The sequence below is a fragment of the Actinacidiphila guanduensis genome (assembly GCF_900103985.1).
In the GTDB taxonomy this organism is placed as follows: domain Bacteria; phylum Actinomycetota; class Actinomycetes; order Streptomycetales; family Streptomycetaceae; genus Actinacidiphila; species Actinacidiphila guanduensis.
Genome location: NZ_FNIE01000006.1, coordinates 267,378 through 293,853, shown reverse-complemented (window position 1 = coordinate 293,853; position 26,476 = coordinate 267,378). Strand labels below are relative to the sequence as shown.

22 protein-coding genes and 1 pseudogene are annotated in these 26,476 nt (G+C 74.0%); 12 read left to right on the top strand and 11 right to left on the bottom strand.

Annotated elements, in window-relative coordinates:
- Positions 1 to 256 precede the first annotated feature (256 nt).
- A complete protein-coding gene (locus tag BLR33_RS15460; protein ID WP_265737039.1) occupies positions 257 to 874 on the top strand; it encodes an HAD family hydrolase in 618 nt (205 codons plus the stop codon).
- Between the two features lie 54 nt (positions 875 to 928).
- On the opposite strand, the gene BLR33_RS15455 is transcribed toward BLR33_RS15460, so the two are convergent.
- Positions 929 to 1,168, bottom strand: a complete 240-nt coding sequence (locus BLR33_RS15455; protein ID WP_245771423.1) for a hypothetical protein — start codon at positions 1,166 to 1,168, stop codon at positions 929 to 931.
- A 252-nt stretch (positions 1,169 to 1,420) separates the two neighbouring features.
- Here BLR33_RS15455 and BLR33_RS36940 point away from each other — a divergent pair, with 252 nt between their 5' ends.
- Positions 1,421 to 1,807 (top strand): cold-shock protein, encoded by a 387-nt coding sequence (locus BLR33_RS36940; protein WP_093785023.1) that lies wholly within the window; start codon positions 1,421 to 1,423, stop codon positions 1,805 to 1,807.
- A 308-nt stretch (positions 1,808 to 2,115) separates the two neighbouring features.
- On the opposite strand, the gene BLR33_RS15445 is transcribed toward BLR33_RS36940, so the two are convergent.
- The 4 genes from BLR33_RS15445 to BLR33_RS15430 all read right to left on the bottom strand — a co-directional run bounded on the left by BLR33_RS15445 (position 2,116) and on the right by BLR33_RS15430 (position 5,838).
- Positions 2,116 to 2,991, bottom strand: coding sequence for a 1,4-dihydroxy-6-naphthoate synthase (locus BLR33_RS15445; RefSeq protein WP_093785022.1), 876 nt, complete (start codon positions 2,989 to 2,991; stop codon positions 2,116 to 2,118).
- A gap of 7 nt (positions 2,992 to 2,998) precedes the next feature.
- The gene (locus tag BLR33_RS15440; RefSeq protein WP_245771422.1) at positions 2,999 to 3,739 is read right to left on the bottom strand and encodes a futalosine hydrolase; all 741 of its coding nucleotides are present in this window, start codon (positions 3,737 to 3,739) and stop codon (positions 2,999 to 3,001) included.
- A complete protein-coding gene (locus tag BLR33_RS15435; protein ID WP_176930276.1) occupies positions 3,736 to 4,230 on the bottom strand; it encodes a hypothetical protein in 495 nt (164 codons plus the stop codon). Before BLR33_RS15435 ends, BLR33_RS15440 begins: the two co-directional genes overlap by 4 nt.
- Before the next feature lie 231 nt (positions 4,231 to 4,461).
- Positions 4,462 to 5,838 carry an MFS transporter gene (locus BLR33_RS15430; RefSeq protein WP_407639682.1) on the bottom strand — a complete coding sequence of 459 codons (1,377 nt, stop codon included), beginning with the start codon at positions 5,836 to 5,838 and terminating at the stop codon, positions 4,462 to 4,464.
- Positions 5,839 to 6,098: 260 nt separating this feature from the next.
- On the opposite strand from BLR33_RS15430, the gene BLR33_RS15425 reads away from it, so the two are divergent.
- Together BLR33_RS15425 and BLR33_RS15420 are read left to right on the top strand one after the other, a co-directional pair.
- On the top strand, positions 6,099 to 6,917 hold the full coding sequence (locus BLR33_RS15425) for a DUF3027 domain-containing protein (protein ID WP_093785021.1): 819 nt from the start codon (positions 6,099 to 6,101) through the stop codon (positions 6,915 to 6,917).
- Positions 6,918 to 7,418: 501 nt separating this feature from the next.
- Positions 7,419 to 10,679: a sacsin N-terminal ATP-binding-like domain-containing protein gene (locus BLR33_RS15420; protein WP_407639681.1), complete on the top strand. Its 3,261-nt coding sequence runs from the start codon at positions 7,419 to 7,421 to the stop codon at positions 10,677 to 10,679.
- A 388-nt stretch (positions 10,680 to 11,067) separates the two neighbouring features.
- Here the strand turns inward: BLR33_RS15420 and BLR33_RS15415 are convergent, their stop codons facing one another.
- Positions 11,068 to 11,316: a DUF2530 domain-containing protein gene (locus BLR33_RS15415; RefSeq protein WP_093785203.1), complete on the bottom strand. Its 249-nt coding sequence runs from the start codon at positions 11,314 to 11,316 to the stop codon at positions 11,068 to 11,070.
- Between the two features lie 184 nt (positions 11,317 to 11,500).
- Between BLR33_RS15415 and BLR33_RS15410 the strand changes: the two genes are divergently transcribed.
- Positions 11,501 to 12,955 (top strand): NCS2 family permease, encoded by a 1,455-nt coding sequence (locus BLR33_RS15410; RefSeq protein WP_093785019.1) that lies wholly within the window; start codon positions 11,501 to 11,503, stop codon positions 12,953 to 12,955.
- Positions 12,956 to 13,050: 95 nt separating this feature from the next.
- On the opposite strand, the gene BLR33_RS15405 is transcribed toward BLR33_RS15410, so the two are convergent.
- Positions 13,051 to 13,320, bottom strand: a complete 270-nt coding sequence (locus tag BLR33_RS15405; protein ID WP_093785018.1) for a hypothetical protein — start codon at positions 13,318 to 13,320, stop codon at positions 13,051 to 13,053.
- Positions 13,321 to 13,728: 408 nt separating this feature from the next.
- On the opposite strand from BLR33_RS15405, the gene BLR33_RS15400 reads away from it, so the two are divergent.
- From BLR33_RS15400 to thpR, 3 genes and pseudogenes are all read left to right on the top strand, one after another.
- Entirely contained in the window at positions 13,729 to 14,106 is a 378-nt protein-coding gene (locus BLR33_RS15400; protein WP_093785202.1) for a MarR family winged helix-turn-helix transcriptional regulator, read from the top strand.
- A gap of 104 nt (positions 14,107 to 14,210) precedes the next feature.
- Positions 14,211 to 15,539 (top strand): annotated as a pseudogene (locus tag BLR33_RS15395) (MFS transporter); the annotation flags it as partial.
- A gap of 506 nt (positions 15,540 to 16,045) precedes the next feature.
- Positions 16,046 to 16,633 carry an RNA 2',3'-cyclic phosphodiesterase gene (thpR, locus tag BLR33_RS15390; RefSeq protein ID WP_093785017.1) on the top strand — a complete coding sequence of 196 codons (588 nt, stop codon included), beginning with the start codon at positions 16,046 to 16,048 and terminating at the stop codon, positions 16,631 to 16,633.
- A 537-nt stretch (positions 16,634 to 17,170) separates the two neighbouring features.
- Here thpR and BLR33_RS15385 read toward each other — a convergent pair.
- On the bottom strand, positions 17,171 to 18,166 hold the full coding sequence (locus BLR33_RS15385) for an aldo/keto reductase (RefSeq protein ID WP_093785016.1): 996 nt from the start codon (positions 18,164 to 18,166) through the stop codon (positions 17,171 to 17,173).
- An 83-nt stretch (positions 18,167 to 18,249) separates the two neighbouring features.
- Between BLR33_RS15385 and BLR33_RS35215 the strand changes: the two genes are divergently transcribed.
- Positions 18,250 to 19,272 carry a hypothetical protein gene (locus BLR33_RS35215; protein WP_093785015.1) on the top strand — a complete coding sequence of 341 codons (1,023 nt, stop codon included), beginning with the start codon at positions 18,250 to 18,252 and terminating at the stop codon, positions 19,270 to 19,272.
- A 205-nt stretch (positions 19,273 to 19,477) separates the two neighbouring features.
- Here the strand turns inward: BLR33_RS35215 and serC are convergent, their stop codons facing one another.
- The gene (gene serC, locus BLR33_RS15375; RefSeq protein ID WP_093785014.1) at positions 19,478 to 20,596 is read right to left on the bottom strand and encodes a phosphoserine transaminase; all 1,119 of its coding nucleotides are present in this window, start codon (positions 20,594 to 20,596) and stop codon (positions 19,478 to 19,480) included.
- A gap of 176 nt (positions 20,597 to 20,772) precedes the next feature.
- Positions 20,773 to 21,870: a citrate synthase 2 gene (locus tag BLR33_RS15370; protein WP_093785013.1), complete on the bottom strand. Its 1,098-nt coding sequence runs from the start codon at positions 21,868 to 21,870 to the stop codon at positions 20,773 to 20,775.
- Positions 21,871 to 22,157: 287 nt separating this feature from the next.
- Between BLR33_RS15370 and pdxH the strand changes: the two genes are divergently transcribed.
- Positions 22,158 to 22,793 (top strand): pyridoxamine 5'-phosphate oxidase, encoded by a 636-nt coding sequence (pdxH, locus tag BLR33_RS15365; RefSeq protein WP_093785201.1) that lies wholly within the window; start codon positions 22,158 to 22,160, stop codon positions 22,791 to 22,793.
- Positions 22,794 to 23,111: 318 nt separating this feature from the next.
- Complete coding sequence (locus tag BLR33_RS15360) at positions 23,112 to 24,479, top strand: PAS domain-containing protein (protein ID WP_265737038.1); 1,368 nt, start codon at positions 23,112 to 23,114, stop codon at positions 24,477 to 24,479.
- Between the two features lie 215 nt (positions 24,480 to 24,694).
- Here the strand turns inward: BLR33_RS15360 and BLR33_RS15355 are convergent, their stop codons facing one another.
- Positions 24,695 to 25,456 carry an SIS domain-containing protein gene (locus BLR33_RS15355; protein WP_093785011.1) on the bottom strand — a complete coding sequence of 254 codons (762 nt, stop codon included), beginning with the start codon at positions 25,454 to 25,456 and terminating at the stop codon, positions 24,695 to 24,697.
- Positions 25,457 to 25,645: 189 nt separating this feature from the next.
- Between BLR33_RS15355 and BLR33_RS15350 the strand changes: the two genes are divergently transcribed.
- Complete coding sequence (locus tag BLR33_RS15350; protein ID WP_093785010.1) at positions 25,646 to 26,338, top strand: metal-dependent transcriptional regulator; 693 nt, start codon at positions 25,646 to 25,648, stop codon at positions 26,336 to 26,338.
- Positions 26,339 to 26,476: the final 138 nt, after the last annotated feature.

Genomic DNA, 26,476 nt, shown 5'->3' with positions numbered 1-26,476 from the left:
TGGGTTGTACGGCCTCGCCCTGCGCGCGAAGGGCAAGCTCAATAGGGACGCTGGGGGCACCTCCCAGGCGAAGCTCTCGGGGAGGAACTGCGCGACCAGCGCAATCCGGCCTTTGGGCGGGGACGGGGAGAAGCTCCTACAGCGGGTTGCCGTTCTTGCGGACGCGGGGCACCCCCCAGCCGCTATGGCGCGGCTGTCGGCTGCGGAGGGGGACCCTCTACGGTGGGAAGCCGCACCGTAGAGAGAGGGAGGGACCGTGGAGCCGAGCGGCACGCTCACCGTGGGGTTCGATCTGGACATGACGCTGATCGACTCGCGGCCCGGGATCAAAGCGGTGTACGAGCGGCTCGCGGTGGAGTCCGGCGCGTACATCGACACCGAGCTGGTGGTCTCGCGGCTGGGGCCGCCCCTGGAGGACGAGCTGGCGAACTGGTTCCCGCCCGAGCAGGTGGAGCCGATGGCCGACCGCTACCGCGCGCTGTACGAGGAGCACGCCATCGCCCCGACCCCCGCGATGCCCGGCGCCGCGGCGGCCGTGGCCGCGGTGCGCGCCGCCGGCGGCCGCCCGGTCGTCGTGACGGCGAAGTACGCCCCGAACGCCCGCCGCCACCTGGAGTACGTCGGCATCGAGGCCGAGCTGCGCGGCTGGCTGTGGGCCGAGGCGAAGGCGGAGGCGCTGGTGGAGTTCGGCGCCTCGGTGTACGTCGGGGACCACGTCGGCGACGTCCGCGGCGCCCGCAAGGCCGGCGCCGTGTCGGTGGCGGTGGCCACGGGTCCCTGCGACGTGCACGAGCTGCGCGCGGCCGGCGCGGACGTCGTCCTGGCCGACCTCACCGAGTTCCCCGCCTGGCTCACCGCGCACCTCGCGGCCTGACCCGGGGGCAGGGCGCGGAAAACGCGCAGGAGCGGGCGGCAGGCAGGGAAGCCGCTAGGAGGACGACGGCTCCGAGGACGCCCGCTGCGCCATCGCGGCCCGCAGCAGCCCGAACAGCGCCAGCGCGAGGCCGACACCCATCAGCATGCAGACGAAGTACGCGGGCGTGGGCAGCGGGCTGGTGCCCAGCAGCAGCGGCATGACCGTCACGATGGTGCCCACCGCGCCGACGACGAAGACGACCGCACCGATCCGTACCAGCAGATCGCCGGGGCCCATGGTTTGTTTGCTCACCCGACAAGGGTAGGTCGCAGGGGTGGACGGTGTGGAACGGCATAGCGGCACCTTGGCGTCTTGCCACACGGCGGCAGGCCATTAGCCTGGTGCCAGGCGGGTCGGCCACGGCCCGCTGACGTCGTATTCGGCGGGGTTTCGGGAGGGGTTCCCGTACCGTGCGGCCGAACCCAGCCAACCCCAGCCGAACCCCAGCTCATGCAGCCCCACTCCATTCCCACGCACCATCCAACAGCGAGGACGAGGTCGGACGTGCCTACCGGCAAGGTCAAGTGGTTCAACAGCGAGAAGGGCTTCGGCTTCCTCTCCCGCGACGGCGGCGGCGACGTCTTCGTGCACTCCTCCGTACTGCCCGACGGCGTGTCCGCCCTCAAGCCCGGCCAGCGCGTGGAGTTCGGCGTCGTCGCAGGACAGCGCGGGGACCAGGCGCTGTCGGTGACGCTGCTGGAGCCCGCGCCCTCCGTCGCCGCGGCCCAGCGCCGCAAGCCCGACGAGCTGCTGCCGATCGTGCAGGACCTCACCTCGCTGCTGGAGGACGTGGCCCGCTCGCTGCAGCGCGGCCGCTATCCCGACAAGGCGCACGGCCACAAGATCGCCGCGGTGCTGCGGGTGGTCGCCGACCAGCTCGACGTCGGCTGACGGAACGGCCGATCGGCGGGCGGCCGTTCGCCCCCCGCCGCATCACCCGCCTTTAGCTCTCCTTTGCCCGCGCCTTCCGCCGGGCAAAGGAGGCCGCGGCGAATTCACGTCCCACGCGTCACAAATCCGCGCCGCCCGCCGCCCGTTATCCGGTTTCCCGCACCGGCGGGCACGGCAGGCACGGCAGGCACGGAGGGGCGCCGGACGGCACGAGCCGGCAGCAGTCGGCGGCAGCCGCGCCGAGTGGCCGGTACGGGCGGTGCGGGCGGCGTTCGGATGTCGGGGGCATCCCGGACGTCCCGGAGGACTCAGAAGGCGAGCGCGTCCGGGGCGAGCGGCGGCACCAGGCCCTCGGCGGCCGCACGGGTGAGCAGCCCCCGTACGGCGGCGTAGCCGCTCTCGCCGAGATCGGCGGTGAACTCGTTGACGTACAGCGCGATGTGCTGGTCGGCGACGTGCGGGTCCATCTCCTGGGAGTGCTCCAGCACATAGCCGCGGGAGAGCTCCGGCTCGTCCCAGGCGCGGCGCACCGAGGCGCGCGCGGCGTCGGCCAAGGCGTGCAGGCGCTCCTTGCCCAGCGAGCGCTTGGCGATGATGGCGCCCAGCGGGATCGGCAGCCCGGTGGTGGCCTCCCAGTGCTCGCCCATGTCGGCGAGCTTGTGCAGGCCGTACTGCTGGTAGGTGAAGCGGGCCTCGTGGATCACCAGGCCCGCGTCCACCCGGCCGTCCCGCACGGCGGGCATGATCTCGTGGAACGGCATCACGACGACCTCGCCGACGCCGCCGGGCACCTGGTCGGCCGCCCACAGCCGGAAGAGCAGGTAGGCCGTGGAGCGCTCGCTGGGCACCGCGACGGTCCGCCCGGACAGGTCGGTGCCCGGCTCGCGGGTGAGCACCAGGGGGCCGCAGCCGCGGCCCAGGGCGCCGCCGCAGGGCAGCAGGGCGTACTCCTGGAGCACCCAGGGCAGCACCGCGTAGGAGACCTTCAGGACGTCCAGCTCGCCGCGCTCGGCCATGCCGTTGGTGATGTCGATGTCGGCGAACGTGACGTCCAGCGGCGGGGCGCCCTCCACCAAGCCGTGCGCCCAGGCGTGGAAGACGAACGTGTCGTTGGGGCAGGGGGAGTAGGCGATCCTGAGCGTCCCGCCGGGCACCTGCCCGTCCGCGGCCTGGTCCGTCGTCATCCGTTCCTCACCCATGCTCGACCTCGCTTCGTCCTGCCGTGGATTGCCCCCGTACGTCCGTGCCTGCCCGCGCCAGCGCGTCCGGGACGGCGGCGAAGGCCCGGGTCAGCGCCGCCAGTGCCTCGCCGATCCGCCAGGCCGCCCGGTCGCGGGGGCCGACCGCGTTGGACACCGCGCGGATCTCGGCGACGGGCAGCCCGGCCGCCGCGGCCGCCTCGGCCACCCCGAAGCCCTCCATCGCCTCCGCCACGGCGCCCGGGTGACGCGCCGCCAGCTCGGCGGCCCGCTCGGCGGTGCCCGTCACCGTGGAGACGGTGAGCACCGGGCCGAGGGCCGCGTCCAGGGCCGCCGCGAGCGTCTTCGCCAGGCCGGGCGGGGGGACGTGCCGCGAGGTGCCGAAGCCGAGTTCGGCCACGGGGGTGAAGCCGTCGGCGGTCTGGGCGCCCAGGTCGGCGGCCACGATCGCGCTCGCCACCGCCACCGAGCCCACCGGCGCGTCCGGTGCGAACCCGCCGCCGATCCCGGCGCTGACCACCAGTCCGTACGGCCGCCCCTCCGCCTCCGCGCGCGCCAGCGCCCGCGCGGTGGCCGCTGCCGCCGCTGCCGGGCCGACCCCGCCGGCCAGCACGTCGCCGGCCGCGCCGAGCCCGGCGGCCACCGCGTCGCGCTCGACGGCCACCGCGGTCACCACCAGCAGCCCGGGCAGCCCGGGCAGTTCGGGAGCCGTCGGGCCGTCGCCGGACGTCACTTGCCCCGGATGAGCTTGACCTGGATGACCCGGTAGGACTCCTGGCCGGTGGTGTCGGAGGACTCCACGATGTTCAGGGTCACCGACTTGGCGACGGTGGTGGAGCCGGTCTGCGGGTCGGACTGCTGGAAGAGCTGGGCACTGTCGAGCGACCAGTACGTCTTGTCCTTGAGCACCTCGTTGGTGACCAGGGTGGTGTTGGCCGCGATCAGCCAGCCCTTCTTGCCGATCGACGGGTCCACCCCGATGCGCACCTGGTCGCCCACCGGCACCGTGATGTGGTGCTTCGGGGTGTTCTGCAGGCAGGTGACGAAGACGCTCTCGGGGAGCTTCTTGCCGCCGCTCTCACGGCACGCCGCGGTGGCCTCGGCCTGCACCGACTTCGACCCCACGGTGACCGTGGCCGCGGGCGTCGGCTTGTCGCAGGCGGAAAGGGTGATCAGCCCCAGGGAGATGGCACCGAAAGCGGTGGCGGCGCGGCGAATGCTCATGGGGGTGAGGCTACCGGGCTGGTGCCCCGGCCCTGCGCGGGGGTACGCCGTGTCACCCGGGGCGGGCGGGCCGGGACGGTGGTACGGCTCGTGCCGCGCGGGCTCGTTCGGCTCACGCCACGCCGGCCGGTTCGGGCCAGGCCCCGCGGACCGGTACGGCTCACGCCACGGGGCCCGTTACGGCTCACGCCACGGCGATCGGTACGGCGCATGCCACGGGGCCCGTTCGGCTCACGCCACGCGGGCCGCCGTCGTACCGCCGCGGCGGGCCGAGCCGAGCAGGCCGCGCACCGACACCAGGAAGGCCACCAGCACCAGGCAGGCGGCGACCGCCATCCCCAGCGAGCCGTTGAGCGGGAGGATTATGCCGAGGCCGCCGCCGACCACCCACGCCAGCTGCAGCACCGTCTCGGAGCGGGCGAAGGCGGAGGTCCGCACCGTCTCCGGTACGTCCCGCTGGATCAGCGCGTCCAGCGACAGCTTCGCCAGCGCCTGCGAGATGCCCGCGGTGGCGGCGACCGCGGCCACCGTCAGGACCCCGAACCAGCTCGCCGCGACCACCGCCACGGACAGGGCGATGATCAGCACGGTGGTGATGATCACCTCGGGGCCGCGGGCCTTGAGCCAGGCGCCCAGCGCCGTGCCCAGCGCGTTGCCCACGCCGGCGCCCACCGCGACCACGCCCAGCGACAGCTCGGGGGAGAGCCCGCCGACGGGGTGCTCGCGCAGCATGAACGCCAGGAACATGGTCAGGAAGCCGGACAGCGCGCGCAGCCCGCAGTTGCCCTGCAGGGCGTGCAGCACCGAGGAGCCCACGCCCAGCAGGCCGGGCGGGCGGCCGGGGATGCCGGTCGGCTCCGGCGGCGCCTCCTCGTCGGCCGTCAGCCGCGCCTTGGCCTCGCCGCGGGCGGAGTCCACCTTCGAGGGCAGCGCCATGCACATCAGCGCGCCGCACACGTAGATCACGAACGCCCCGTACAGCGGCCACTGGGCGCCGAGCTGGTGCAGCCCCGCGCCGAGCGGAGCCGCCACGGCGGTCGCGAGCAGGCCCGACAGGGTCACGCGGGAGTTCGCCTTCACCAGCGTGGTGCGGTCCGGCAGCAGCCGCGGCACCACGGCGCTGCGCAGCACCCCGTACGCCTTGGAGGCCACCAGGACGCCCAGCGCCGCCGGATACAGGCCCAGGCCCGCCGTGGCGACCGTGCCGGCCATCGTCCAGGCGAGCACCGCGCGGGCCATCATCGACACGGCCATCGACGCTCTGCGGCCGTGCTGGAAGCGGTCCAGCAGCGGGCCCACCACCGGCGCCAGCAGCGCGAAGGGGGCCATGGTGATCAGCAGGTAGAGCCCGACGCGGTCGCGCGCCTGCCCGCTGGGCACCGAGAAGAAGACGGTGGACGCCAGGGCGACGGTGATCAGCATGTCGCCCGCGGAGTTCACCGCGTGGAGTTCGATCAGCTTGGCAAGGCCCGACTCGCCCGCGCCCCCGGCGTGGGTGGTCCGGCGGATACGGCGGCGCAGCGCCCCCGCCGAACGTCCCACGCCGCTCGCGAGGGCGCGCCCGGCCCTGCGTGCGGGCCCAGGGCCCGCGGTCACGGTTCGTGCCACGTCGCAATCCTGCCCCAATTGGAAGTCGCCGCACCCCCTCCTTTGCGGCCAGGGTGCACACCGGTAGCGTGCGATCGCGCAGAATAGGCAGCAACAGGTGCGCCCGAGGACGCTCGGGCAGGTCCGGGGAGGCAGGGAAACGAGGCGTCGCAGCGGCCCGCAGGTCCGCTCCGCCCCGGCTCCCGGCACCCGGGTCCGCCCGCCCCCGTGCGTACACGTGAGACGGCGTAGAGAGAGAAACGATTTCTGTGAGTCCTGCGATGCGAAGCCGTACCCCTGACCGCCTGTGCGCCGAGGCGGTCGATGTCGCGCTCGCCGCGACGCGCGAGGCGGCGGGCGAGGACTCGGTGGGGGAGCACGCCGGCGTCGTCGCCGAGGGCGACCGTGTGGTCACCCACCTGTTCGCCTGCACCGAGCCGGCCTACCGGGGCTGGCACTGGGCCACCACGCTGACCCGGGCCTCGCGGGCCAAGACGGTCACCGTGGACGAGACGGTGCTGCTGCCCGGGCCCGACGCGATCCTGGCACCCGAATGGGTGCCGTGGAGCGAGCGGCTGCGGCCGGGTGACCTCGGGCCGGGCGACCTGCTGCCCAGCGAGGCGGACGACCTGCGGCTGGAGCCGGGCTGGAACGCGGCGGGCGAGGCGCTCCAGCCGATCGCTTCCGCCGCCTCCGATGAGGACGCGGAGGACGGCTCCGGGGCCGACGCGGTGGTGCCGTCCATCGCGACGATCGGGGCGGTCGCCGAGGAGATCGGCATCGGGCGGCGGCGGGTGCTCTCGCGGTACGGGCTGCACGCCGCGGCCGACCGGTGGGAGGAGCAGTTCGGGGCGAAGACGCCGATGGCACAGGCAGCGCCCGCGCACTGCGTGAGCTGCGGCTTCCTCGCGCCGATCGCGGGCTCGCTGAGCCAGGCGTTCGGGGTGTGCGCGAACGAGTTCTCGCCCGCGGACGGCCACCTCGTCTCCCTCGCCTACGGCTGCGGCGCCCACTCCGAGGCCGCGATCATGCCGAAGACGCCCGAACCGGCGCCGATGGTTCTCGACGAGTTCCACGAAGCGGAATCCGCCCCCGAATAGGGCCCCGCTCGCCGCGGGGGCTTCCACGAGCTGTCGGCCGCAGCCCGGCCGCGGGCTGGCGACGGCTCCCGCCGCGAGGGTTCCCGTAAGCCTCCGGGTGCCGCCCGGCGGAGGGCTGGTCGCGCAGTTCCTCCCCCAGAGCTTCGCCTGGGAGGTATCCCCAGCGCCCCTGGGTGGTACGGGGCTCGCTTTGCGCGCGAAGGGCAAGGTTTTCAGGGGCGCGGGGAACTGCGCGACCAGCAGGCCACCGGCCTCGGGACGGCATCGGACCCCGTGGGGCAGACGGGAACCCGAAAGGGGCGCGAGGAACTGCGCGCTCAGCAGGCCACCGGGCGGCAGGCGGCACCGTGGAGGAACCCCCGCGGCGGGGAGCCGCACTCGGCCGCGTTCAGCAGTCGGCAGGGGCGGCGAACCCGAACGGCGAGGAGCCGCCCCCGTGAAGCCGAGCGCAGCGGAGCGGTACGGTCGTGCCCCGAAACGAAGCCGCAGGGGAGACGAACCGTGAGCCGCCCAGCAGTGGTCAGCACCGCGCCCGAGGGCCGACCCGACCCGTTCCGCACCGCTGACCTGCGCCGCGCAGTGCTGACCGCGTGGTCCACCTCGGCTGCCCGGTTCCGCGAGGACGCCAACGCCGAGGAGGACCTCGCGCTCGGCGGCCACCGTGACCGCCTCGTCGTCGAACTCGCCCAGAACGCCGCTGACGCCGCCGCCCGCGCGGGCGTGCCCGGCCGGCTCCGGCTCACCCTGCACCCGGCCGAGGCCGGCGCCCCCGCGGTGCTGGCCGCGGCGAACACCGGCGCCCCGCTGGACGCCGCGGCCGTGGAGTCGCTCTCCACCCTGCGCGCCTCCGCGAAGCGGGACGACGCCCCCGACGCGGTCGTCGGCCGCTTCGGCATCGGCTTCGCCGCGGTGCTCGCGGTCAGCGACGAGCCCGCCGTGCTCAGCCACACCGGCGGCGTCCGCTGGTCGCTCGCCGAAGCCCGCGCACTGACCGCGGAACTGCCCGGCCTCACCTCGGAGTTGCGCCGCCGCGACGGCCATGTCCCGCTGCTGCGGCTGCCCTTCGCCGCCGAGGGCACCGCCCCCGAGGGCTACGACACCGTCGTGGTGCTGCCCCTGCGGGACGGCTCCGCCGAGGACCTGACGCGGCGTCTGCTCGCCGCCGTGGACGACGCGTTGCTGCTCGCGCTGCCCGGCCTGGCCGAGGTCGTCGTCGAAACACCCGACGGCGTACGGACGTTGACCCGCCGCGTGCTCGACGGGGGCGACGTGCTGATCGAGGACTCCGCCCGGCCGGCACCGGGCCGCTGGCGGGTCGACACGGCCGGCGGCGCCCTGGCCCCCGAACTCCTCGCCGACCGGCCCGTGGAGGAGCGGCTGCGGCCCGTGTGGTCGGTGACGTGGGCGGTCCCCGTCGACCCCGAGGGCGCCCCGGCCGCGCCGGCCACGGCCCCCGTCGTCCACGCGCCCACCCCCACCGACGAACCGCTCGGCCTGCCCGCGCTGCTGCTCGCCAGCTTCCCGCTCGACCCGACCCGCCGGCACACGGCGCCCGGGCCGCTCACCGACTTCCTGCTGGAGCGGGCCGCCGAGGGCTACGTACGGCTGCTCGCCGGATGGCGCCCGATCGGCACCGGCGTGGTGGACCTCGTCCCCGGGCCGCTGGGCAAGGGCGAGTTGGACGCCGAACTGCGCCGCAGGGTGCTGGCCGCGCTGCCGCGCACCGCGTTCCTGCCGCGCGCCGCGGAACCCGAGGCGGAGGGCGGTCGAGGGCCGGCGGCCGAGCCGTGGGACGAGGGCGGCCCGCTCGCCGGCGACGGCCGGGCGCTGCGCCCGGTCGAGGCCGAGATCGTCGAGGGCGCGACCGCCGAGGCGGTCCGCGTGCTCGCCGAGGTGCTGCCCACACTGCTCCCCTCGGCCCTCGAACGACGGCCCGCACTACGGCAGTTGGGCGTCGCCCGGCTCTCGCTCGCCGACGCGGTGGACCGGCTGGCCGGCGCCGAGCGCCCGCCCGGCTGGTGGTGGCGGCTCTACGACGCGCTGGCCGGCACCGACCCCGACGTGCTCAGCGGGCTGCCCGTGCCGCTCGCCGACGGCCGCACCGTCGTCGGCCCGCGCCAGGTGCTGCTGCCGGTGCCGGGCGACGACGAGGACAGGGGCGACGGCGGAGCCGGCGGGGACACGACACCCACCACCCCCACCACCCCCACCGCGCCCACCGATCCCGCCGCCCTCGCCCGGCTCGGCCTGCGCGTCGCCCACGCCGACGCCGCCCACCCCCTGCTGGAGAAGCTCGGCGCCGCCCCCGCCACCCCGCGGGCCGTCCTGACCAGCCCGCAGGTGCGTACCGCGGTCGCCGCCTCGCTGGACGAGGACCGGCCCGCCTGGGACGACGAGGACGGCCTGGACGCCGAGGAACTGGCCGACACCGTGCTCGGCCTGGTCCGCGCCGCCGGGCTCGCCCCGGGCGACGAGCCGTGGCTGTCCGCCCTCGCCCTGCCCGACGAGGACGGCGAACTCGCCCCCGCCGGCGAGCTGGTGCTGCCCGGCAGCCCGCTGGAGGCCGTCCTGCGCGAGGGTGAACTCGCGGCTGTGGACGCCGACTTGGCCGAGCGCTGGGGCGAAGGGCCGCTCACCGCGGTCGGGGTGCTCGCCACCTTCGCGCTGGTGCGCGCCGCCGACGTCGTCCTCGACCCCGACGACCTCGAACCCCGCGACAGCGACTGGGCCGAACCCGACGACGCCGGGCTGCTGGACGCGGTGGACGTCTGGTGCGAGGACGTGCTCGACCAACTGCCCGAGACCGACGTCCCGCCGGTGGCCGGCGAGGTCGCGGGCGTACGGGACCTGGACCTCGTGGACGACGACGCCTGGCCGCAGGTGCTCGCCATGCTCTCCCGTCCGCCGCTGCGCGAGGCCGTGACCGCCCCCGTGCGGGTGCTGCTGCCCGACGGCACGACGCAGTCCGTACGGCCGTACACCGCCTGGTGGTTGCGGGACCACCCGGTGCTCGACGGGCGCCGCCCGGCGGGCCTGCGCACGGCCGGCGGGGACCGGCTGCTCGCCGGGCTCTACGACGAGGCCGAGACCGACGCCGGGGTGGACGAGCAGGTGCTGCGGGCGCTCGGCGTACGCACCACCGTGGCCGCACTGCTCGGCGAACCCGGTGGCGCCGCCGAGCTGCTGGGCCGCCTCGCCGACCCCTCGCGCCCCGTCGGCGCCGCACAACTGCACGGGCTGTACGCCGCGTTGGCCGAACTCGACCCCGAAGAGGTCACCCTGCCGGACGAGTTGCGGGCGGTACGGGACGGCGAGGTGGTCGTCGTGGACGCCGCCGACGCGCTCGTCGCCGATGCGCCCGACCTGCTGCCGCTCACCGAGGGGCTGGCCCTGCTCCCTGTACCGCCGCGGCTGGCGGGGGAGTTGGCCGAGCTGTTCCAGGTGCGGCGGCTCAGCGAGGCGCTCGCCGACGAGGGGGCCGTCGCCTCCGAGGGCGACCTGCACGACGTCCTGCCGGCCGTCCACGACCTGCTGCCGGGCGCGCCCGCCACCTACGTCGAGCACGAGGTGCTGGAACTCGCCGGGGGCGTCGAGGTGGACTGGCGCTGGGTCGGCGGGGTTCTGCACGGCTCCACCGTCGAGGGCGTCGCCGCGGGGCTCGCCTGGGCGGCGGGCCACTGGGAGCGCCGCTTCGAGGTCGCCGCCCTCCTCGAAGACCCCACCCGCACAGCCGAACTGGCCCAAGCGCGCTGGTTCGATTAACGGGGCGGCTTCTCGCCGTCCGGGTTCCCCGCCGTTGCCGCCTGCCGCCCGGTGGCCGGTTGCGCGCGCCGTTCCTCCCCCAGAGCTTCGCCTGGGAGGTACCCCCAGCGCCCCTGGGTTGTACGGGGCTCGCTTTGCGCGCGAAGGGCAAGGTTTTTCAGGGGCGCGGGGAACGGCGCGACCAGCCACCTACCGGCCTGTGGCCGGGGATGTGCGGAAGCTCCTACGGCGGGTTGCCGTTCTTGGGGGCGCGGGGAACTGCGCGATCAGCCAGAGGAGCCCTGTACACGGCAGCGGCGGCGAACCCTTGCGGCGGGGAGCCGCCCCGTAACCCCACCGGCGGGGCAGGCGGCGACGGCGGCGAACCCAAACGGCGAGTAGCCGTCCCCTACTGCCTCGCGGAGCGAATCGCGTCGCGCCGCGCCCGCACGTACAGCAGGCCGACCAGGCCGAGGCCGCCGCCGGCGAGGCACGTCCAGATGAACCACGTGTGCCCGTGGTCGGAGTACCAGCCATAGAAGGGCAGCTGCGCGAGGAAGAGGACGAACCAGATGACCGTACCCACCGTGACGGTCGCCACATCGTTCGCCTCGAGCGGCTCGGGCGCCTCCCGCAATGGCGTGGACTGCTTGCTCATGCCGACCATCGTAGGGGCCCGCGCAAGGGCCCCCACGAGCCGCCCCGGCCCGCCCCACCGCGGCCTCTACGCGCGGAGATAGCTTCTCGTTTCCTGTTTGTTCATACTGAAACAGTCACCCGTTGACCGAAATCATTCGTACGATCGCCCAAAAGCAGGCGAGCCCAGCTCCTTGAGGACGCCCATGTCCCCCTCGGCCCCCGCCCCCGTCGACACCCGGCGGCCCGCCGCCGGCCCGCCGGCCACCGGCCTGGACCGCTTCTTCCGCATCTCCGAGCGCGGCTCTTCCCTCCCCCGGGAGATCCGCGGCGGCCTCGCCACGTTCTTCGCGATGGCGTACATCATCGTGCTGAACCCGATCATCCTCGGCTCCGCGACGGACAAGTTCGGCCACCACTTGCAGGGCGGTCAGCTGGTCACGGCCACCGTCGTGACCGCCGCCTTCACCACGCTGCTGATGGGCGTGATCGGCAACGTGCCGATCGCGCTGGCCGCGGGCCTCGGCGTCAACTCCGTCGTCGCCCTGCAGCTCGCGCCGAAGATGAGCTGGCCGGACGCCATGGGCATGGTCGTCCTCGCGGGCCTTGCGATCATGCTGCTGGTCGCCACCGGGCTGCGCGAGCGGGTGATGAGCGCGGTGCCGCTCGGCCTGCGCAAGGGCATCGCCATCGGCATCGGGCTGTTCATCCTGCTCGTCGGCCTGGTGGACTCCGGCTTCGTCAGCCGCGTCCCGGACGCCGCCCACACCACCGTGCCGGTCCAGCTCGGCACCGACGGGCACCTGCACGGCTGGCCGGTGCTGGTCTTCGTCCTCGGCACCCTGCTCACCCTCGGGCTCGTCATCCGCAAGGTGCCCGGCGCGATCCTGATCTCGATCGTCGCCATGACCGCGCTGGCGCTGATCGTGGACGCCACCGCGAACGTCCCGGCCGCCGGCTGGGGCCTGACCGTGCCCCGCTGGCCCGGCAACCCCGTCTCCACCCCCGACTTCGGCCTGCTGGGCCACTTCAGCCTCTTCGGCGGCTTCCACGACGTCGGCGTGCTCACCGGCATCCTGTTCGTCTTCACGGTGCTGCTGTCCTGCTTCTTCGACGCCATGGGCACGATCCTCGGCGTCAGCGACGAGGCCGGGCTGCTGGACCGCAAGGGCGACCTGCCGGGCATGAGCCGGGTGCTGATGGTGGACGGCATCGCCACCGCGGCCGGCGGCCTCAGCTCCTCCTCGGCGAACACCTGCTTCGCGGAGTCCACCGCCGGCGCCGGCGAGGGTGCCAGGACCGGCCTGGCGAGCATCGTCACCGGCCTGATGTTCGTCCTCGCGCTCTTCCTCACCCCGCTGGCCACGATGGTGCCCGCGCAGGCCGCCACCCCGGCGCTGATCGCGGTGGGCTTCCTGATCCTGGCCGGCTCCATCCGGGAGATCGACTGGAGCGACCACACCATTGCCGTGCCGGCGTTCCTGACGATGGTGATGATGCCGTTCACGTACTCGATCACCAACGGCATCGGGATCGGCTTCATCGCCTTCTGTGTGCTGCGGGCCTTCGCCGGCCGCTGGCGCGAGGTGCCGGTGGCGCTCTACGCCGTGTCGGCGGTCTTCGCCTTCTACTACCTGATGCCGGCGCTGGGCCTGGTGTGACGGCGCTGACGAGGACGGCCGGCGCGGTGGGCGCGGGCTGAGTGGTCGTACGGGCCGGGCGAATCGTTTCGCCCGGCCCGTCGCCGTATCCGCCGCTATGCCTCGGAGCCGTACGGCTGCTGCCCGCCCAGTGGTGCCCACGGCAGGCCGGGCGAGGGGGTCACGGCGGGCAGCAGGTCGGCGCCGCCGGGCGCGGCGGGGCCGGCGTAGAAGCGCTCGGTCTCGTCCACGGCGGCCTGGAAGCGCTGGTCGAAGTCGTCGCGGACGAGCGTGCCGATCACGTAGTCCTGGGCGCTCATGCCGCGCTTGGCCGCGTGGGCGCGGACGCGGTCCCACAGGTCCGCGTCCACCCGCAGGCTCAGCACGCGCGAGTGGCCCTCGGTCGCCGGCCCGCCGCCGATTCTGTCCCCGGTGCCGCGCGCCCCCTTTCCCGTTGCCGCTCCGTCTGCCGCCCTGGGCCCCGCGTCGTGCCCGGGACCGGGCCGGGGTCCCGGCCGCGGACCCGGTCGGCCGCTCCACGCCCCGCTCGCTGCCTTGCTCGATGCGCTGGATGCCATGAGCCCACCGTCCCCAACGCCCGCAGCCGCGTGCGGCACTTTTCGTCCCGAGATCACACGTACGGGTGAGATGCGGGCGGTACGGGGTTTGACGGCCGGGACGCGGCGGGCAGATCTGGACGCGTGTGCTTAGGCTAGGTAATGAGGTAATCTAAGTATGTGACCGAACTGTCCGAGGCCGACCGCGCAGCCGTCAACGAGCTGCGCGGCGCCGTGATGCGGCTCTCCCGCCGCCTGCGCCACCAGCGGGTGGACGAGACCCTGAGCCCGACCGAGATGTCGGTGCTCGCCACCCTCGCGCGCTGCGGCTCCGCCACCCCCGGCGAGCTGGCCCGCAAGGAGCATGTCCAGCCGCCGTCGATGACCCGCATCGTGGCCATGCTGGAGGCCAAGGACCTGGTGCGCAGGGAGCCGCATCCCGACGACCGCCGCCAGGTGGTCGTCACGCGCACCGAGCAGGCCGACGCGATGCTCGCCGAGAGCCGCGACCGGCGCAACGCGTGGCTGGCCGAACTCGCCGAGGGGCTCAGCCCGGAGGACCTGGCGGTCCTCCGGCAGGCGGCCCCCGTGCTGGAGAAGCTGGCCCACCTGTGAGCGGCCCCTGAGCAGCCGTGAGCGGCCCTTGAGCAGCGCGGCCCGTACGACCGACCAGAAGCCCGGAACGCCCGGGAACCCGAGGAAGGGGAGGCGAGTACCGATTGAGTTCGGCAGCCGGACCACACACCGCAACCGAACCTGACCGTCCCGCGGAGAAGAGGACGGGCACTTTCAGCTCCCTCAAGATCCGCAACTACCGGCTCTTCGCGACCGGCGCCGTGGTGTCCAACACCGGCACCTGGATGTCGCGGATCGCCCAGGACTGGCTGGTGCTCAGCATCACCGGCTCGTCCTTCGCGGTGGGCATCACCACCGCCCTGCAGTTCCTGCCGATGCTGCTCTTCGGGCTCTACGGCGGCGTGATCGCCGACCGCTACCCCAAGCGCAAGCTGCTGCTGTGCACCCAGGCCGTCCTCGGCCTGCTCGGCCTGCTGCTCGCGGGGCTGACGCTGTCGGGCGTGGTGCAGGTCTGGCACGTCTACGCGATCGCGTTCCTGCTCGGCATGGTCACCGTCGTCGACAACCCGACCCGGCAGACCTTCGTCATGGAGATGGTCGGCCCGGCGCACGTGCGCAACGCCGTCTCGCTGAACTCCGCCAACTTCCAGTCCGCGCGGCTGATCGGCCCGGCCGTCGCCGGTGTGCTCATCACCGCGGTGGGCAGCGGCTGGGCGTTCCTCTTCAACGGCCTGTCCTTCCTCGCCCCGATCACCGGGCTGCTGCTGATGCGCACCTCCGAGCTGCACCGGATCGACCGGGCACCGCGCGGCAAGGGCCAGCTGCGCGAGGGCCTGCGCTACGTGGCCGGCAAGCCGGAGCTGATCTGGCCGATCGTGCTGGTCGGCTTCATCGGCACCTTCGGCTTCAACTTCCCGATCTGGCTCTCCGCCTTCGCCAACAAGATCTACTCCGCCGGTGCCGGTACCTACGGCCTCTTCAACTCGCTGATGGCCGCGGGCTCCGTGATCGGCGCGCTGCTCGCCGCCCGCCGTGCCCGCACGAGGCTGCGCATGCTGGTGGCTGCCGCGCTGCTCTTCGGGCTGCTGGAGGTGCTCGCCTCCGTCGTCCCGTCGTTCTGGATCTTCGCGGTGCTGCTGGTGCCGATCGGCGTCTTCGGCCTGACCTTCAACACCACGGCGAACGCGAGCGTGCAGCTCGCCACCGACCCCGTGATGCGCGGGCGCGTGATGAGCCTCTACATGATGGTCTTCGTCGGCGGCACCCCGATCGGCGGGCCGATCATGGGCTGGGTCACCGACACCTTCGGCGCCCGGGTCGGCTTCCTCAGCGGCGGCCTGCTCTCGATGGCGGGCGCGACCCTGGTCGGCACCGCGCTGGCCCGTGCGGCGGGCCTGCGGCTGCGGGTGAACCTGCGGCGCCGCGAGGGTGAGCCGGTGCTGGCGTTCGTGCCGCGGAAGGGCGCGGGGGAGCCCACGGCCGACGCCGTGCAGGGCTCACCGGCCGTACGGACGGCGCCGACCGCGCTCGGGGCGGCCGGCGCCGGCGGGGCTTCCGGCGGGGCTCCTGACGCGCCTGGCGGTGGTACTGGCGGCGGTTCTGGTGCCGGTTCTGGTGCCGGTCCTGCCGTGGGTTCCGCTACCGGCTCTGTGGCTGTTTCTGTGGCTGGTTCTGCGGCTGGTTCTCCTGCCGGGGCTTCCGTGGGGGCCGACGCGGCCGCCGAGGGAGCGGAGACGGTGGGCTCGGCGGTGGAGTTCGACGGCGGGGCCCCGGTTTCCGCCGCTCCCGGCACCGCGTCCGGTCCGGACGGAGCCGAGGCGGACGGGGACGGTGCCGAGCCCGGCGGGGAGCCCGGGACGCCGCGGCTGACCTCTGCGGTATGAATGCCGTATGAACGCCACACAGGGGGTCGCCTGCTGCGCCACAGCTGCCGGATGAGCCGTACGACAGGTCGTACGAACGGCCGGGTGAGGGCCGGATGAGGCTCTTCGCGGCGGTCGTACCGCCCGAGGGGGCCGTGGCCGAGCTGGCGGACGTGACGGCGGGGCTGCGGCGGCTGCCGGGCGGCGAGCGGCTGCGCTGGACCGAGCCGGAGGGGTGGCACCTCACGCTCGCGTTCTTCGGCGAGGTGCCCGACGCCCTGCGGCCCGACCTCGACGCGCGGCTCGCCCGTGCCGCCGCCCGGCACGAGCCGCAACGCCTGCGGCTGGCCGGCGGGGGACGCTTCGGCGACCGCGCGCTGTGGGCCGGCGCCGAGGGCGGCACCGCGGAACTGGCCCGGCTCGCGGAGTCCGTACGGGCCGCGGGCCGCCGGGCCGGGGTGCCCGCGGACGAGGAGCACGGCTTCCGGGCGCATTTGACGCTCGCCCGCAGCCCCCGTACGGCGCCGGTGCGGCTGCGCCCCTTCGCAGAGGCACTCGGTCTCTTCACCGGTGCGCCCTGGACCGCGGACGTGCTGCGGCTGCTGTCCAGCACGGCGCCGCCGCCGGGGGTGCCGGGGGCTCAGCCGCGGTACGCGACGGTGGGTGCCTGGCCCCTCGGCCACCGGGCCGACGCGCCCGGTTAACCTCAGAGGGTGGACCCCAAGACCCGTACTCGCGTCATGACCGCAGCGTTCGTTCTTCTGCTCGCGGTTGTGGTGGCTGCGGCCGCTTTGCGCTGAAGCGCTGCGGGGGTGCACCTCGCCGTTCGACGCAGGGCGCGCCCTGCACCGGGGGCTTTTGGTCCGGGCTCCGGCTCATCGGCGGCGTGGTGCGCTTCGCCACCGGCTGGGCGGGGTGGTCCGGTCCGTCCCGGACCACCGGCCGGTGGCTGGCTGGTCGCGCAGTTCCTCCCCCAGAGCTTCGCCTGGGGGTGCCCCCAGCGCCCCCTTGGGTGTCACGCTTCGCCGTTCGATGTAGGGCGTGCCCTGCACCCGGGGCGCCGGGTCCTCGCTCTGCCTGGTCGGCGAGGTGTCGCGCTTCGCCACCGGCCCGAAGGGGTGGTCCGGTCCGTCCCGGACCACCGGCCGGTGGCTGGCTGGTCGCGCAGTTCCTCCCCCGGAGCTTCGCCTGGGGGTGCCCCCAGCGCCCCTTCAACGCGCCCTCTCAGGTCTGGTGGCCTGTTACCAGGCGAAGGATTCCGGGGAGGGGCCGGGGCCCGGGAAGATTTCGTCGAGGGCGGTGAGGAACTCGTCGGAGAGGGTGAGGTCGAGCGCGCGCAGGGCCGAGGTGAGCTGGTCCATGGTGCGGGGGCCGACGATGGGGCCCGTGACGCCCGGGCGGGTGAGCAGCCAGGCCAGGCCGACGTCGCCCGGGTCGGCGCCGTGCTTGGCGCACAGGTCCTCGTACGCCTGGATGCGCTCGCGCTGCTGGGGCGTCTTCAGGGAGTCGGCGCTGCGGCCGGTGGTGGAGCGGGAGCCGCCGCCCTCGCGCTCCTTGCGCAGGGCGCCGCCGAGCAGGCCGCCGTTCAGCGGCGACCACGGGATCACACCGAGCCCGTAGTGCTGGGCCGCGGGGATCACCTCCATCTCGGCGTCGCGCACCGCGAGGTTGTAGAGGCACTGCTCGCTGACCAGGCCCAGCGAACCGCGCCGGGCGGCGGCCTCGTTGGCCTGCGCGATGTGCCAGCCGGCGAAGTTGCTCGACCCGGCGTAGAGGATCTTGCCCTGCTGCACCAGGACGTCGATCGCCTGCCAGATCTCCTCCCACGGCGCGCTGCGGTCCACGTGGTGGAACTGGTACAGGTCGATGTGGTCGGTGCCCAGGCGCTTGAGGCTCGCCTCCACCGCCCGGCGGATGTTCAGCGCGGAGAGCCGGTCGTAGTTGGGCCAGTCGCCCTCCTCGGTGGCCATGTTGCCGTACACCTTGGTGGCGATCACCGTCTTGTCGCGGCGGCTGCCGCCCTTGGCGAACCAGCTGCCGATGATCTCCTCGGTGCGGCCCTTGTTCGCGGCCCAGCCGTAGACGTTGGCGGTGTCGAAGAAGTTGACGCCCGCGTCCAGAGCCGCGTCCATGATCGCGTGGCTGTCCGCCTCGTCGGTCTGCGGGCCGAAGTTCATCGTGCCGAGGACCAGGCGGCTGACCTTGAGTCCTGTGCGTCCGAGCTGTGTGTACTCCATGGCTTCCAGACAAGCTCTTGGAGTGCGCTCGAATCAAGGGCGCCACCCGCGCCGGCCCCGGAGGGGGATGGCACGCTTGGGGCATGCGCCTGCACCTCCCCGCGGCCGCCGCGTGCGCCGCCCTCGCCCTGGCCTGGGGCACCGCCGTGCCCGCCGTCGCCGACAGCGGGCCCTCGGTCGCGTTCCACATCAGCGACCCGCGGATCACCGAGTCCAGCGGCCTGGTCGCCAGCCGGCTGCACAAGGGCGTGTACTGGACGCACAACGACAGCGGCGACGGCCCCTACGTCTACGCCGTCGACTCCGCCACCGGCAGGACCGTCGCCAGGGTGACCATGCGCGGCATCCACGCCCGCGACGTCGAGGCGATCTCCATGGGTCCCGACGGCGACCTCTACGTCGGCGACATCGGCGACAACCTCAACGGCGCCTGGCCGCAGGTCTACCTCTACCGCTTCCCCGAGCCGCGGGACCTGGTGAACCAGACCGTCGACGTCACCCGCTACACCGTCCGCTACGCCGACGGGCCGCGCAACGCCGAGGCGCTGATGATCCAGCCGAATACGGGCCGGGTCTACATCGCCAGCAAGAACGAGGACGGCGGCCACCTCTACGAGGGCCCGGCGCACCTGTCCGCGTCCGGCGTCAACGTCTTCCACCGCATCGCCGACGTCCCCTGGGTCACCGACGGCGCCTTCTCGCCCGACGGGTCCCGGCTGGTGCTGCGCGGCTACTTCTGGGCCAGCGCCTTCCGCTGGAGCGGCGACCGGCCGCACAAGATCGGCGACGTGGACCTGCCGATGCAGCCGCAGGGCGAGTCGGTGGCCTTCACCCCGGACGGGCGCGCCCTGATGTACGGCAGCGAGGGCAAGGACAGCGCTGTGTGGAAGGAGCCGCTGTCCGGCGCCGACCTGCCCGCGGACGTCGCGCCCTCGCCGAGCGCCACCCCGAGCGCGGGCACCGGCGGCAGCGCGGGCAAGGACGCCGACACCACCGGCAAGGCGACCACCGGCACCAAGGCGACGGGCTTCGCGATCCTGGCGGCGATAGGCGGCGCCGGCTACGGGCTGAGCCGGCTGCTGCGCAGCCGCCGCCGCAGGGACTGACCGGCCCTGGCGGCCACGACAGACCGTCCGGGCCGCGGGGTTCCCGGGGCGGACCGCCGCGGTTGCCCGCGTCCTGCGAGGGAGCCCGTCGTATGAGCGGACCTTCGGCCTGCCGTCGTATACGAGACGCGCACACGGCTCCGCCCGCGGCCGGTTCGACCGCGGGCGGAGGTGCGGCGCCGGACTCGGCGGCGCCCTCAGCAGCTCAGAGCTTGCCGATGACGTAGTCGATGCAGGCGGTCAGCGCCTCGACGTCGGCCGGGTCGACGGCCGGGAACATCGCCACCCGCAGCTGGTTGCGGCCCAGCTTGCGGTAGGGCTCGGTGTCCACGACGCCGTTGGCGCGCAGCACCTTGGCGACCTGGGCGGCGTCGATGCCGTCCTCGAAGTCGATGGTGCCCACGACCTGCGAGCGCTGCGCCGGGTCGGCGACGAACGGGGTGGCGTACGACGCCTTCTCCGCCCAGCCGTACAGCCGCGAGGAGGAGTCGGCGGTGCGGCCGACCGCCCACTTCAGGCCGCCCTGACCGTTGATCCACTCCAGCTGCTGGTTGAGCAGGAACAGCGTGGCCAGCGCGGGGGTGTTGTACGTCTGGTTCTTCACCGAGTTGTCGATCGCGGTCGGCAGGTCGAAGAACGCGGGGATGTGCCGCCCGGAGCCGGCGATGGCGGCCGCCCGCTCCAGCGCGGCCGGCGAGAACACGGCGATCCACAGGCCGCCGTCGGCCGCGAAGGACTTCTGCGGCGCGAAGTAGTAGACGTCCGTCTCGGCGATGTCCACGGGCAGGCCGCCCGCGCCCGAGGTGGCGTCCACCAGCACCAGCGCGCCCTCGTCGGCGCCCTGGACGCGGCGGATCGGGGCGGCGACACCGGTGGAGGTCTCGTTGTGGGTGAGCGCGTAGACGTCCACGCCCTCCTCGGCGACCGGCTCCGGGTGGGTGCCGGGCTCGGACTTCACGACGGTGGGGTCGGCCAGCCAGGGCGCCAGCTGCGCCGCCTTGGCGAACTTCGAGGAGAACTCCCCGAAGGAGAGGTGCTGCGACTTCTCCCGGATCAGGCCGTGGGTGGCGATGTCCCAGAACGCGGTGGAGCCGCCGTTGCCGAGCACCACCTCGTAGCCGTCGGGGAGGGAGAACAACTCGCGCACGCCGGAGCGGACCTGGCCCACCAGGTTCTTCACCGGCGCCTGGCGGTGGGAGGTGCCGAGCAGGGACGTCCCGGTGGCGGCCAGGGCGTCCAGCGCCTCGGTCCGCACCTTGGAGGGACCCGACCCGAACCGTCCGTCGGCGGGCTTGATGTCAGCGGGGATCTCGATATCGGCCACGGTGGCAGCGTAGTGCGTTACCGCGGTTACGGGGCGGTTTCCGCCGCCGGGGTTCTGTTTCAGGACCGGCTCCCGCCGGTGGGGTTGCCCGCGCGGTTCCTTCCCCGGAGCTTCGCTTGGGCGGTGCCCCGGACCCCCTTGCGGGGCGCCCCCGATTCGGGGCGCCCCGGGGCGGGTCAGTGGAGGGTGTCGTAGCCCGGGACCGAGGTGAGGGGGCGGGAGGCGGGGCCGGTGTAGCGGGCGGAGGGGCGGACGAGCCGGCCGGTGCGCTTCTGCTCCAGGATGTGCGCGGACCACCCGGCCGTGCGGGCGCAGGTGAACATCGAGGTGAACATGTGGGCGGGGACCTCGGCGAAATCGAGGACTATGGCCGCCCAGAACTCGACGTTCGTGGCGAGGACGCGGTCGGGGCGGCGGGCCTGGAGTTCGGCGAGCGCGGCCTTCTCCAGTGCCTCGGCGACCTCGTAGCGCGGCGCCCCCAACTCGCGGGCGGTGCGCCGCAGGACGCGGGCGCGGGGGTCCTCCGCGCGGTAGACGCGATGGCCGAAGCCCATCAGCCGCTCGCCGCGGTCGAGCGCGGCCTTCACCCACGCCTCGGCGTCCCCGCCGCGCTCGATCTCCTCGATCATGCCGAGCACGCGCGAGGGCGCGCCGCCGTGCAGCGGGCCGGACATCGCACCCACGGCGCCGGACAGCGCGGCGGCGACGTCCGCGCCGGTGGAGGCGATGACGCGGGCGGTGAACGTCGAGGCGTTCATGCCGTGTTCGGCCGCCGAGGACCAGTACGCGTCCACCGCCGCCACGTGCCGGGGGTCGGGCTCGCCGCGCCAGCGGATCATGAACCGCTCGGTGATGGACTGCGCCTTGTCGATCTCGTGCTGCGGCACCATCGGCTGGCCCTGGCCGCGCGCGGACTGCGCCACGTAGGACAGCGCCATGACCGCGGCCCGCGCGAGGTCGTCGCGGGCGGTCGCCTCGTCGGTGTCGAGCAGGGGTTTCAGGCCCCAGGCGGGGGCGAGCATCGCGAGGGCGGCCTGCACGTCCACCCGCACGTCGCCGGAGTGCACCGGGATCTTGAACGGCTCGGCCGGCGGCAGCCCGGGGTCGAAGCTCCCGTCCACGAGCAGGCCCCACACGTGCCCGAAGGACACCTCCCCGACCAACTCCTCGATGTCCACACCGCGGTACCTGAGGGCGCCGCCCTCCCGGTCCGGTTCGGCGATCCCGGTCTCGAACGCGACGACTCCCTCGAGTCCCGGTACGAAGTCGGACATGGGCGGCTCCTTACGTGCGAATGGCGTGCGAGCGCATGCTGCGGCTGCCGGCATGCGCCTGTCCGCCGGGCTTGTTCCGGTGCGTCGGTCCGGCACACCGGTGATGGGGCTGTCACCGGTCATGCCCCGTGCGGTGCCCGGCCACCCGGCCCGGGGCCGTACGCGGGGGAGTGAGATCGCGCACACCGGTCGTCCATGGCACCCCCGGGGCGCCGATCCAGCAAGATGTCCGGGTGCACGAACGACAGCAGTTGCAGCAGCAGGTACGCCAGGACGACCCCGCCACCATGCGCCGCCAGTACCGGACCGCGGGCCTGACCGAGGCCGAGGCGGCGGCCGACCCGTACGAGCAGTTCGCCCGCTGGTTCGCCGACGCGGTACGCGCCACCGGCGCCGGGCTGCTGGCCGAACCCAACGCCATGGTCGTCTCCACCGCGGACGCGGCAGGGGTGCCCAGCTCCCGCACGGTACTGCTCAAGGGGTACGACCCGCGCGGCTTCGTCTTCTACAGCAACTACCGCTCCCGCAAGGGCCGCGAGCTCTCCGCCAACCCGCACGCCTCCCTGCTCTTCCCCTGGCACCCCATCGCGCGCCAGGTGATCGTGTGCGGCAGCACCGTAAGGGTCAGCGCCCAGGAGACCGAGGCTTACTTCCACAGCCGCCCCCATGGGTCCCAACTGGGCGCGCGGGCCAGCCGGCAGTCCACCGTCGTCACCTCCCGCGCCGCCCTGGAGGAGGAGTACGCACACCAGGCCGCGCTCTACCCGGAGGGCACCGAGGTGCCCGTGCCCGACGACTGGGGCGGCACCCGGGTGCTGCCGGAGACGGTGGAGTTCTGGCAGGGGCGGGAGAACCGGCTGCACGACCGGCTGCGTTACGTGCGCACCCAGGACGGCTGGACGCTGGAGCGCCTCGCGCCCTGAGTGCCGCGCCCTGAGCGCAGGGGCGGGCCCGGGAAAACGAACGACCCGCGGGCTGCTCCTCGGAGCCTGAGGCTCCGAGCACCGGCCGGACAAGTCCGACGAGCCCGCGGGTCGGGTGAACTGCGTGGGATTGGCGAGCATCTCGCACGCCGAGTGCGCGGTGCTAGCCCGCAGTCACCTCACGTGTCCGAGTGCAACTCATGCTTCAGACCACCTCCCTTCTTGTGTACCGCCACAGTAAGAAGTGATCGACAGAGCCACAAGTGATTTGTGTAAATCCCGTGTGACTCACCCCACACCAGGGTTGAATGCTGTGACGTGCAGCCTTTCGACGCGCAATCGACGAGTGACGAGCGGTTACTGGCAGCGCTGCTGGGCGGAATGGACGCCGGCCTGTGCGCCCTCGACGGTGATGGCGTCGTCACCCACTGGAACGCGGAGGCGACCCGCATCCTGGGCTGGACCGCCGAGGAGGCGATAGGCCGGCGCGGCTTCGGCGGCTGGGCGGCACGCCCGTCGGACGCGGGCCAGGCCGAGCAACGGCTGCTGGCCGCCATGGCGGCCAAGGGGCGCAGGGTGAGCGAGTTCGCCCTGCTCACCAAGGACGGCAGGCGCGTGCTGATGCGCGGCCAGTCGGCGGCCGTCAGGGACGCCGAAGGGCACCCCATCGGCGTCTACTGCGCCTTCGCGGAGGCGCACACCCGTATCGACCTGGAACGCGCCCTGGCGCTCAGCGAGTCGCTCTTCGACGACGCCTCCTGGGGCGTCGTCGTCATCGACGCCGACCTGCGCCCGGCCCAGGCCAACGCCCAGGCCGCGCGCATGCTGCGCACAGGGCGCGAGGCCCTGCTCGGCCGCCCTCTCGCCGACCTGCTCGCCCAGGGCGCCGAGGAACTGGAGGGCGCCCTGCAGCACGTCCTGGCCGAGGGGGCGCCGCCCGCCTCCGTCGACCTGTGGCTCAGCCCGCGCGGCGACACCTCCGGCGCCCGGCGCTGCTGGCGCAGCGGCTTCGTCCGCCTCGGCTCGCCCATGGGCGAGGAACCGGTACCCCTGGGCATCGGGTGGCTCTTCAGCGACGTCACCGCCCAGAAGGCGACCGAGCAGGAGGGCGCCCGGGTCCGCTTCCGCTACCAGCAGCTGCATCGCGCGGACCGGGCCGCGGCCGAGTGCGAGGACGCCATGGAGGCCGCCTGCCTCCAGCTCGACTTCGCCCTGGCCGGGTTCGCCGACCACGCGCTGGTCGACCGTACGGACGCGGCCGGGCGCCTGGTGCGGGCCGCCGGCACCCCGGACGGCGAGGCCGGCCCCTGCCTGCCCACCGGCAGCACCATCCCGGTCGGCTACGGCCACGCGCACCCCGCGCTCCAGGCGCTGGAGCGCGTGGGCACGGTGCGCACCAGCTTCGCCGGCCAGGGCGACGCCCAGGCGGCGGCCCGCTCGCGGGAGTGGGCGCGCACCCGGCACTGGCCGGCCGGTACCGCGCACGGCCTGGTCACCGTCCTGCGCAGCCGCGGCCGCAGCGTCGGAACGCTCACCTTCCTGCGCGCGGCCGGCCGCCCCCTCTTCGACCGCGCGGACGCCGCCTACGCGGAGGAGGTCGCCGCAAGGGTGGCCGCGGCACTGGACCTGGCGGGGTTGGCGGGCGGTGCGGGCGCGGCGGGCCGGCCGGATGAAGGCGAGGTGTGAGGGCCCGCGGACAGGGGCGTCGGGCGCCAGCCGGGTACCAGGGGGCGGGGCCCAGGGCGCGAGGCGCGTGGCGTCCGGCGTTTGGCACTCCGGGTACGGCGTACGGCATCCGGTAGGGGGCGCTCCAGGTACGGCGGTCAGCGCATGATGCCTGGTGTACTGCGCTCGGCTCACGGCGCGAGCCCCTTGGTGTGTGCCCGGTACGCGGCCGGGTGTCAGCGGCGGAAGAAGATCCGGTCGCGGTACTCGTCGAAGACCCGGCGGTTCCACTCGTGGCCGCCGTCCACATTGCCCGAGCGGATCATCGGCGGGGTGCGGCCCTCGGCGGCGAGTTCGGCGGCCGCGTTGGCCATCACCGCCTGCATCAGCGCGCTGGTGACCACGGTGGAGGCCGGCGCGAAGGGCGCGGGGATGCGGTCGTCGGACAGCTCGGCGTCGCCCGGGGCGATCTTGGAGTCCAGCACGATGTCGCAGTGGTCCTTCAGGAAGGTGCCCGAGGCGTTCCGCGCGCTGGTGTGGTCGGCGTAGACGACCGAGGTGACCCCGATCACCGTCAGGCCCCGCTCCCTGGCGCCCTGCGCCATCTCCACCGGCAGGGTGTTGCGCCCGGACAGCGAGATCACGAAGAGCACGTCGCCCGCCTGCGCGGGGCTGGTGTCCAGGGCGGCGGCCGCCAGGCCCTCGACCCGCTCCAGCGCGCTGCCCAGGGTCGCGGGGACGACGTCCACGCCGGTCACGCCGGGCACCGCGAGCAGGTTCACCAGGGCGAGGCCGCCCGCGCGGTAGACGACGTCCTGGGCGGGCAGCGAGGAGTGGCCGGCGCCGAAGGCGAAGACCCGGCGGCCGCCCGAGACCGCGTCCGCGACCGCCCGGCCGGCCCGCCGCAGTGCGTCGCGCTCCTCGTTCCTGACCCGCTCCAGCAGGCGGACCGCGGCGTCGAAGTACCGGTCGGAGAGATCGTCCAGGGGGTCGCTCATGGCGATCACCGTGCTGCCCGCCGGGAGCGGTGTCAAGGAGACGGCGGGCGGACCCGGAGGGGAAACGCCGGGGAAACGCGAGGCTGCTGCGGTGGAGCGCGCGGGGCCCGCCGCCGGGGCGGGGACCGTTGTCGCCGCGATGCGTCAGAATTGTCAGCAGGGCCACGCACGAGATACACGAGGGGCGCGATGTCCGGACTGATCGACACGACGGAGATGTATCTCCGCACCATCCTGGAGCTGGAGGAGGAGGGTGTGGTCCCGATGCGCGCCCGAATCGCCGAGCGGCTCGACCAGAGCGGCCCGACCGTCTCCCAGACGGTGGCGCGGATGGAGCGCGACGGACTGCTGCACGTGGCGGGCGACCGCCACCTGGAGCTCACCGACGAGGGGCGCCGCACGGCGACACGGGTGATGCGCAAGCACCGCATCGCCGAGTGCCTGCTGGTGGACGTCATCGGGCTGGAGTGGGAGCAGGTGCACGCCGAGGCGTGCCGCTGGGAGCACGTGATGAGCGAGGCGGTGGAGCGGCGGGTGCTGGAGATGCTGCGGCACCCCACCGAGTCGCCGTACGGCAACCCGATCCCGGGTCTCGACGAACTGGGCGCGGGCGCCGAGGCGGACCCCTTCCTCGGGGAGGGCATGGTCAGCCTCACCGAGCTGGACCCCGGTTCCGCCGGGGCGAGCGTGGTGGTCCGCCGCATCGGCGAGCCCATCCAGACCGACGCCCAGGTGATGTACACGCTGCGGCGGGCGGGCGTGCAGCCCGGCGCCGTGGTGAGCGTCACGGGTTCGGCGGGCGGTGTCATGATCGGCTCCGGCGGCGAGGCCGCCGAGCTGGACGCGGAGATCGCCTCGCACGTCTTCGTGGCCAAGCGCTAGCAGTCGGGGCTCCAGCCGGGCCGGGTCACCGTTCGGCCCCGCCCGAGCCTTCGTAGCGTCGCGCCCTGCTGCCCGCACCTCGTACGGCCGAAAGCCCCGGCACCGCTCCCCGCGGTGCCGGGGCTCCTCCCTCCCTGC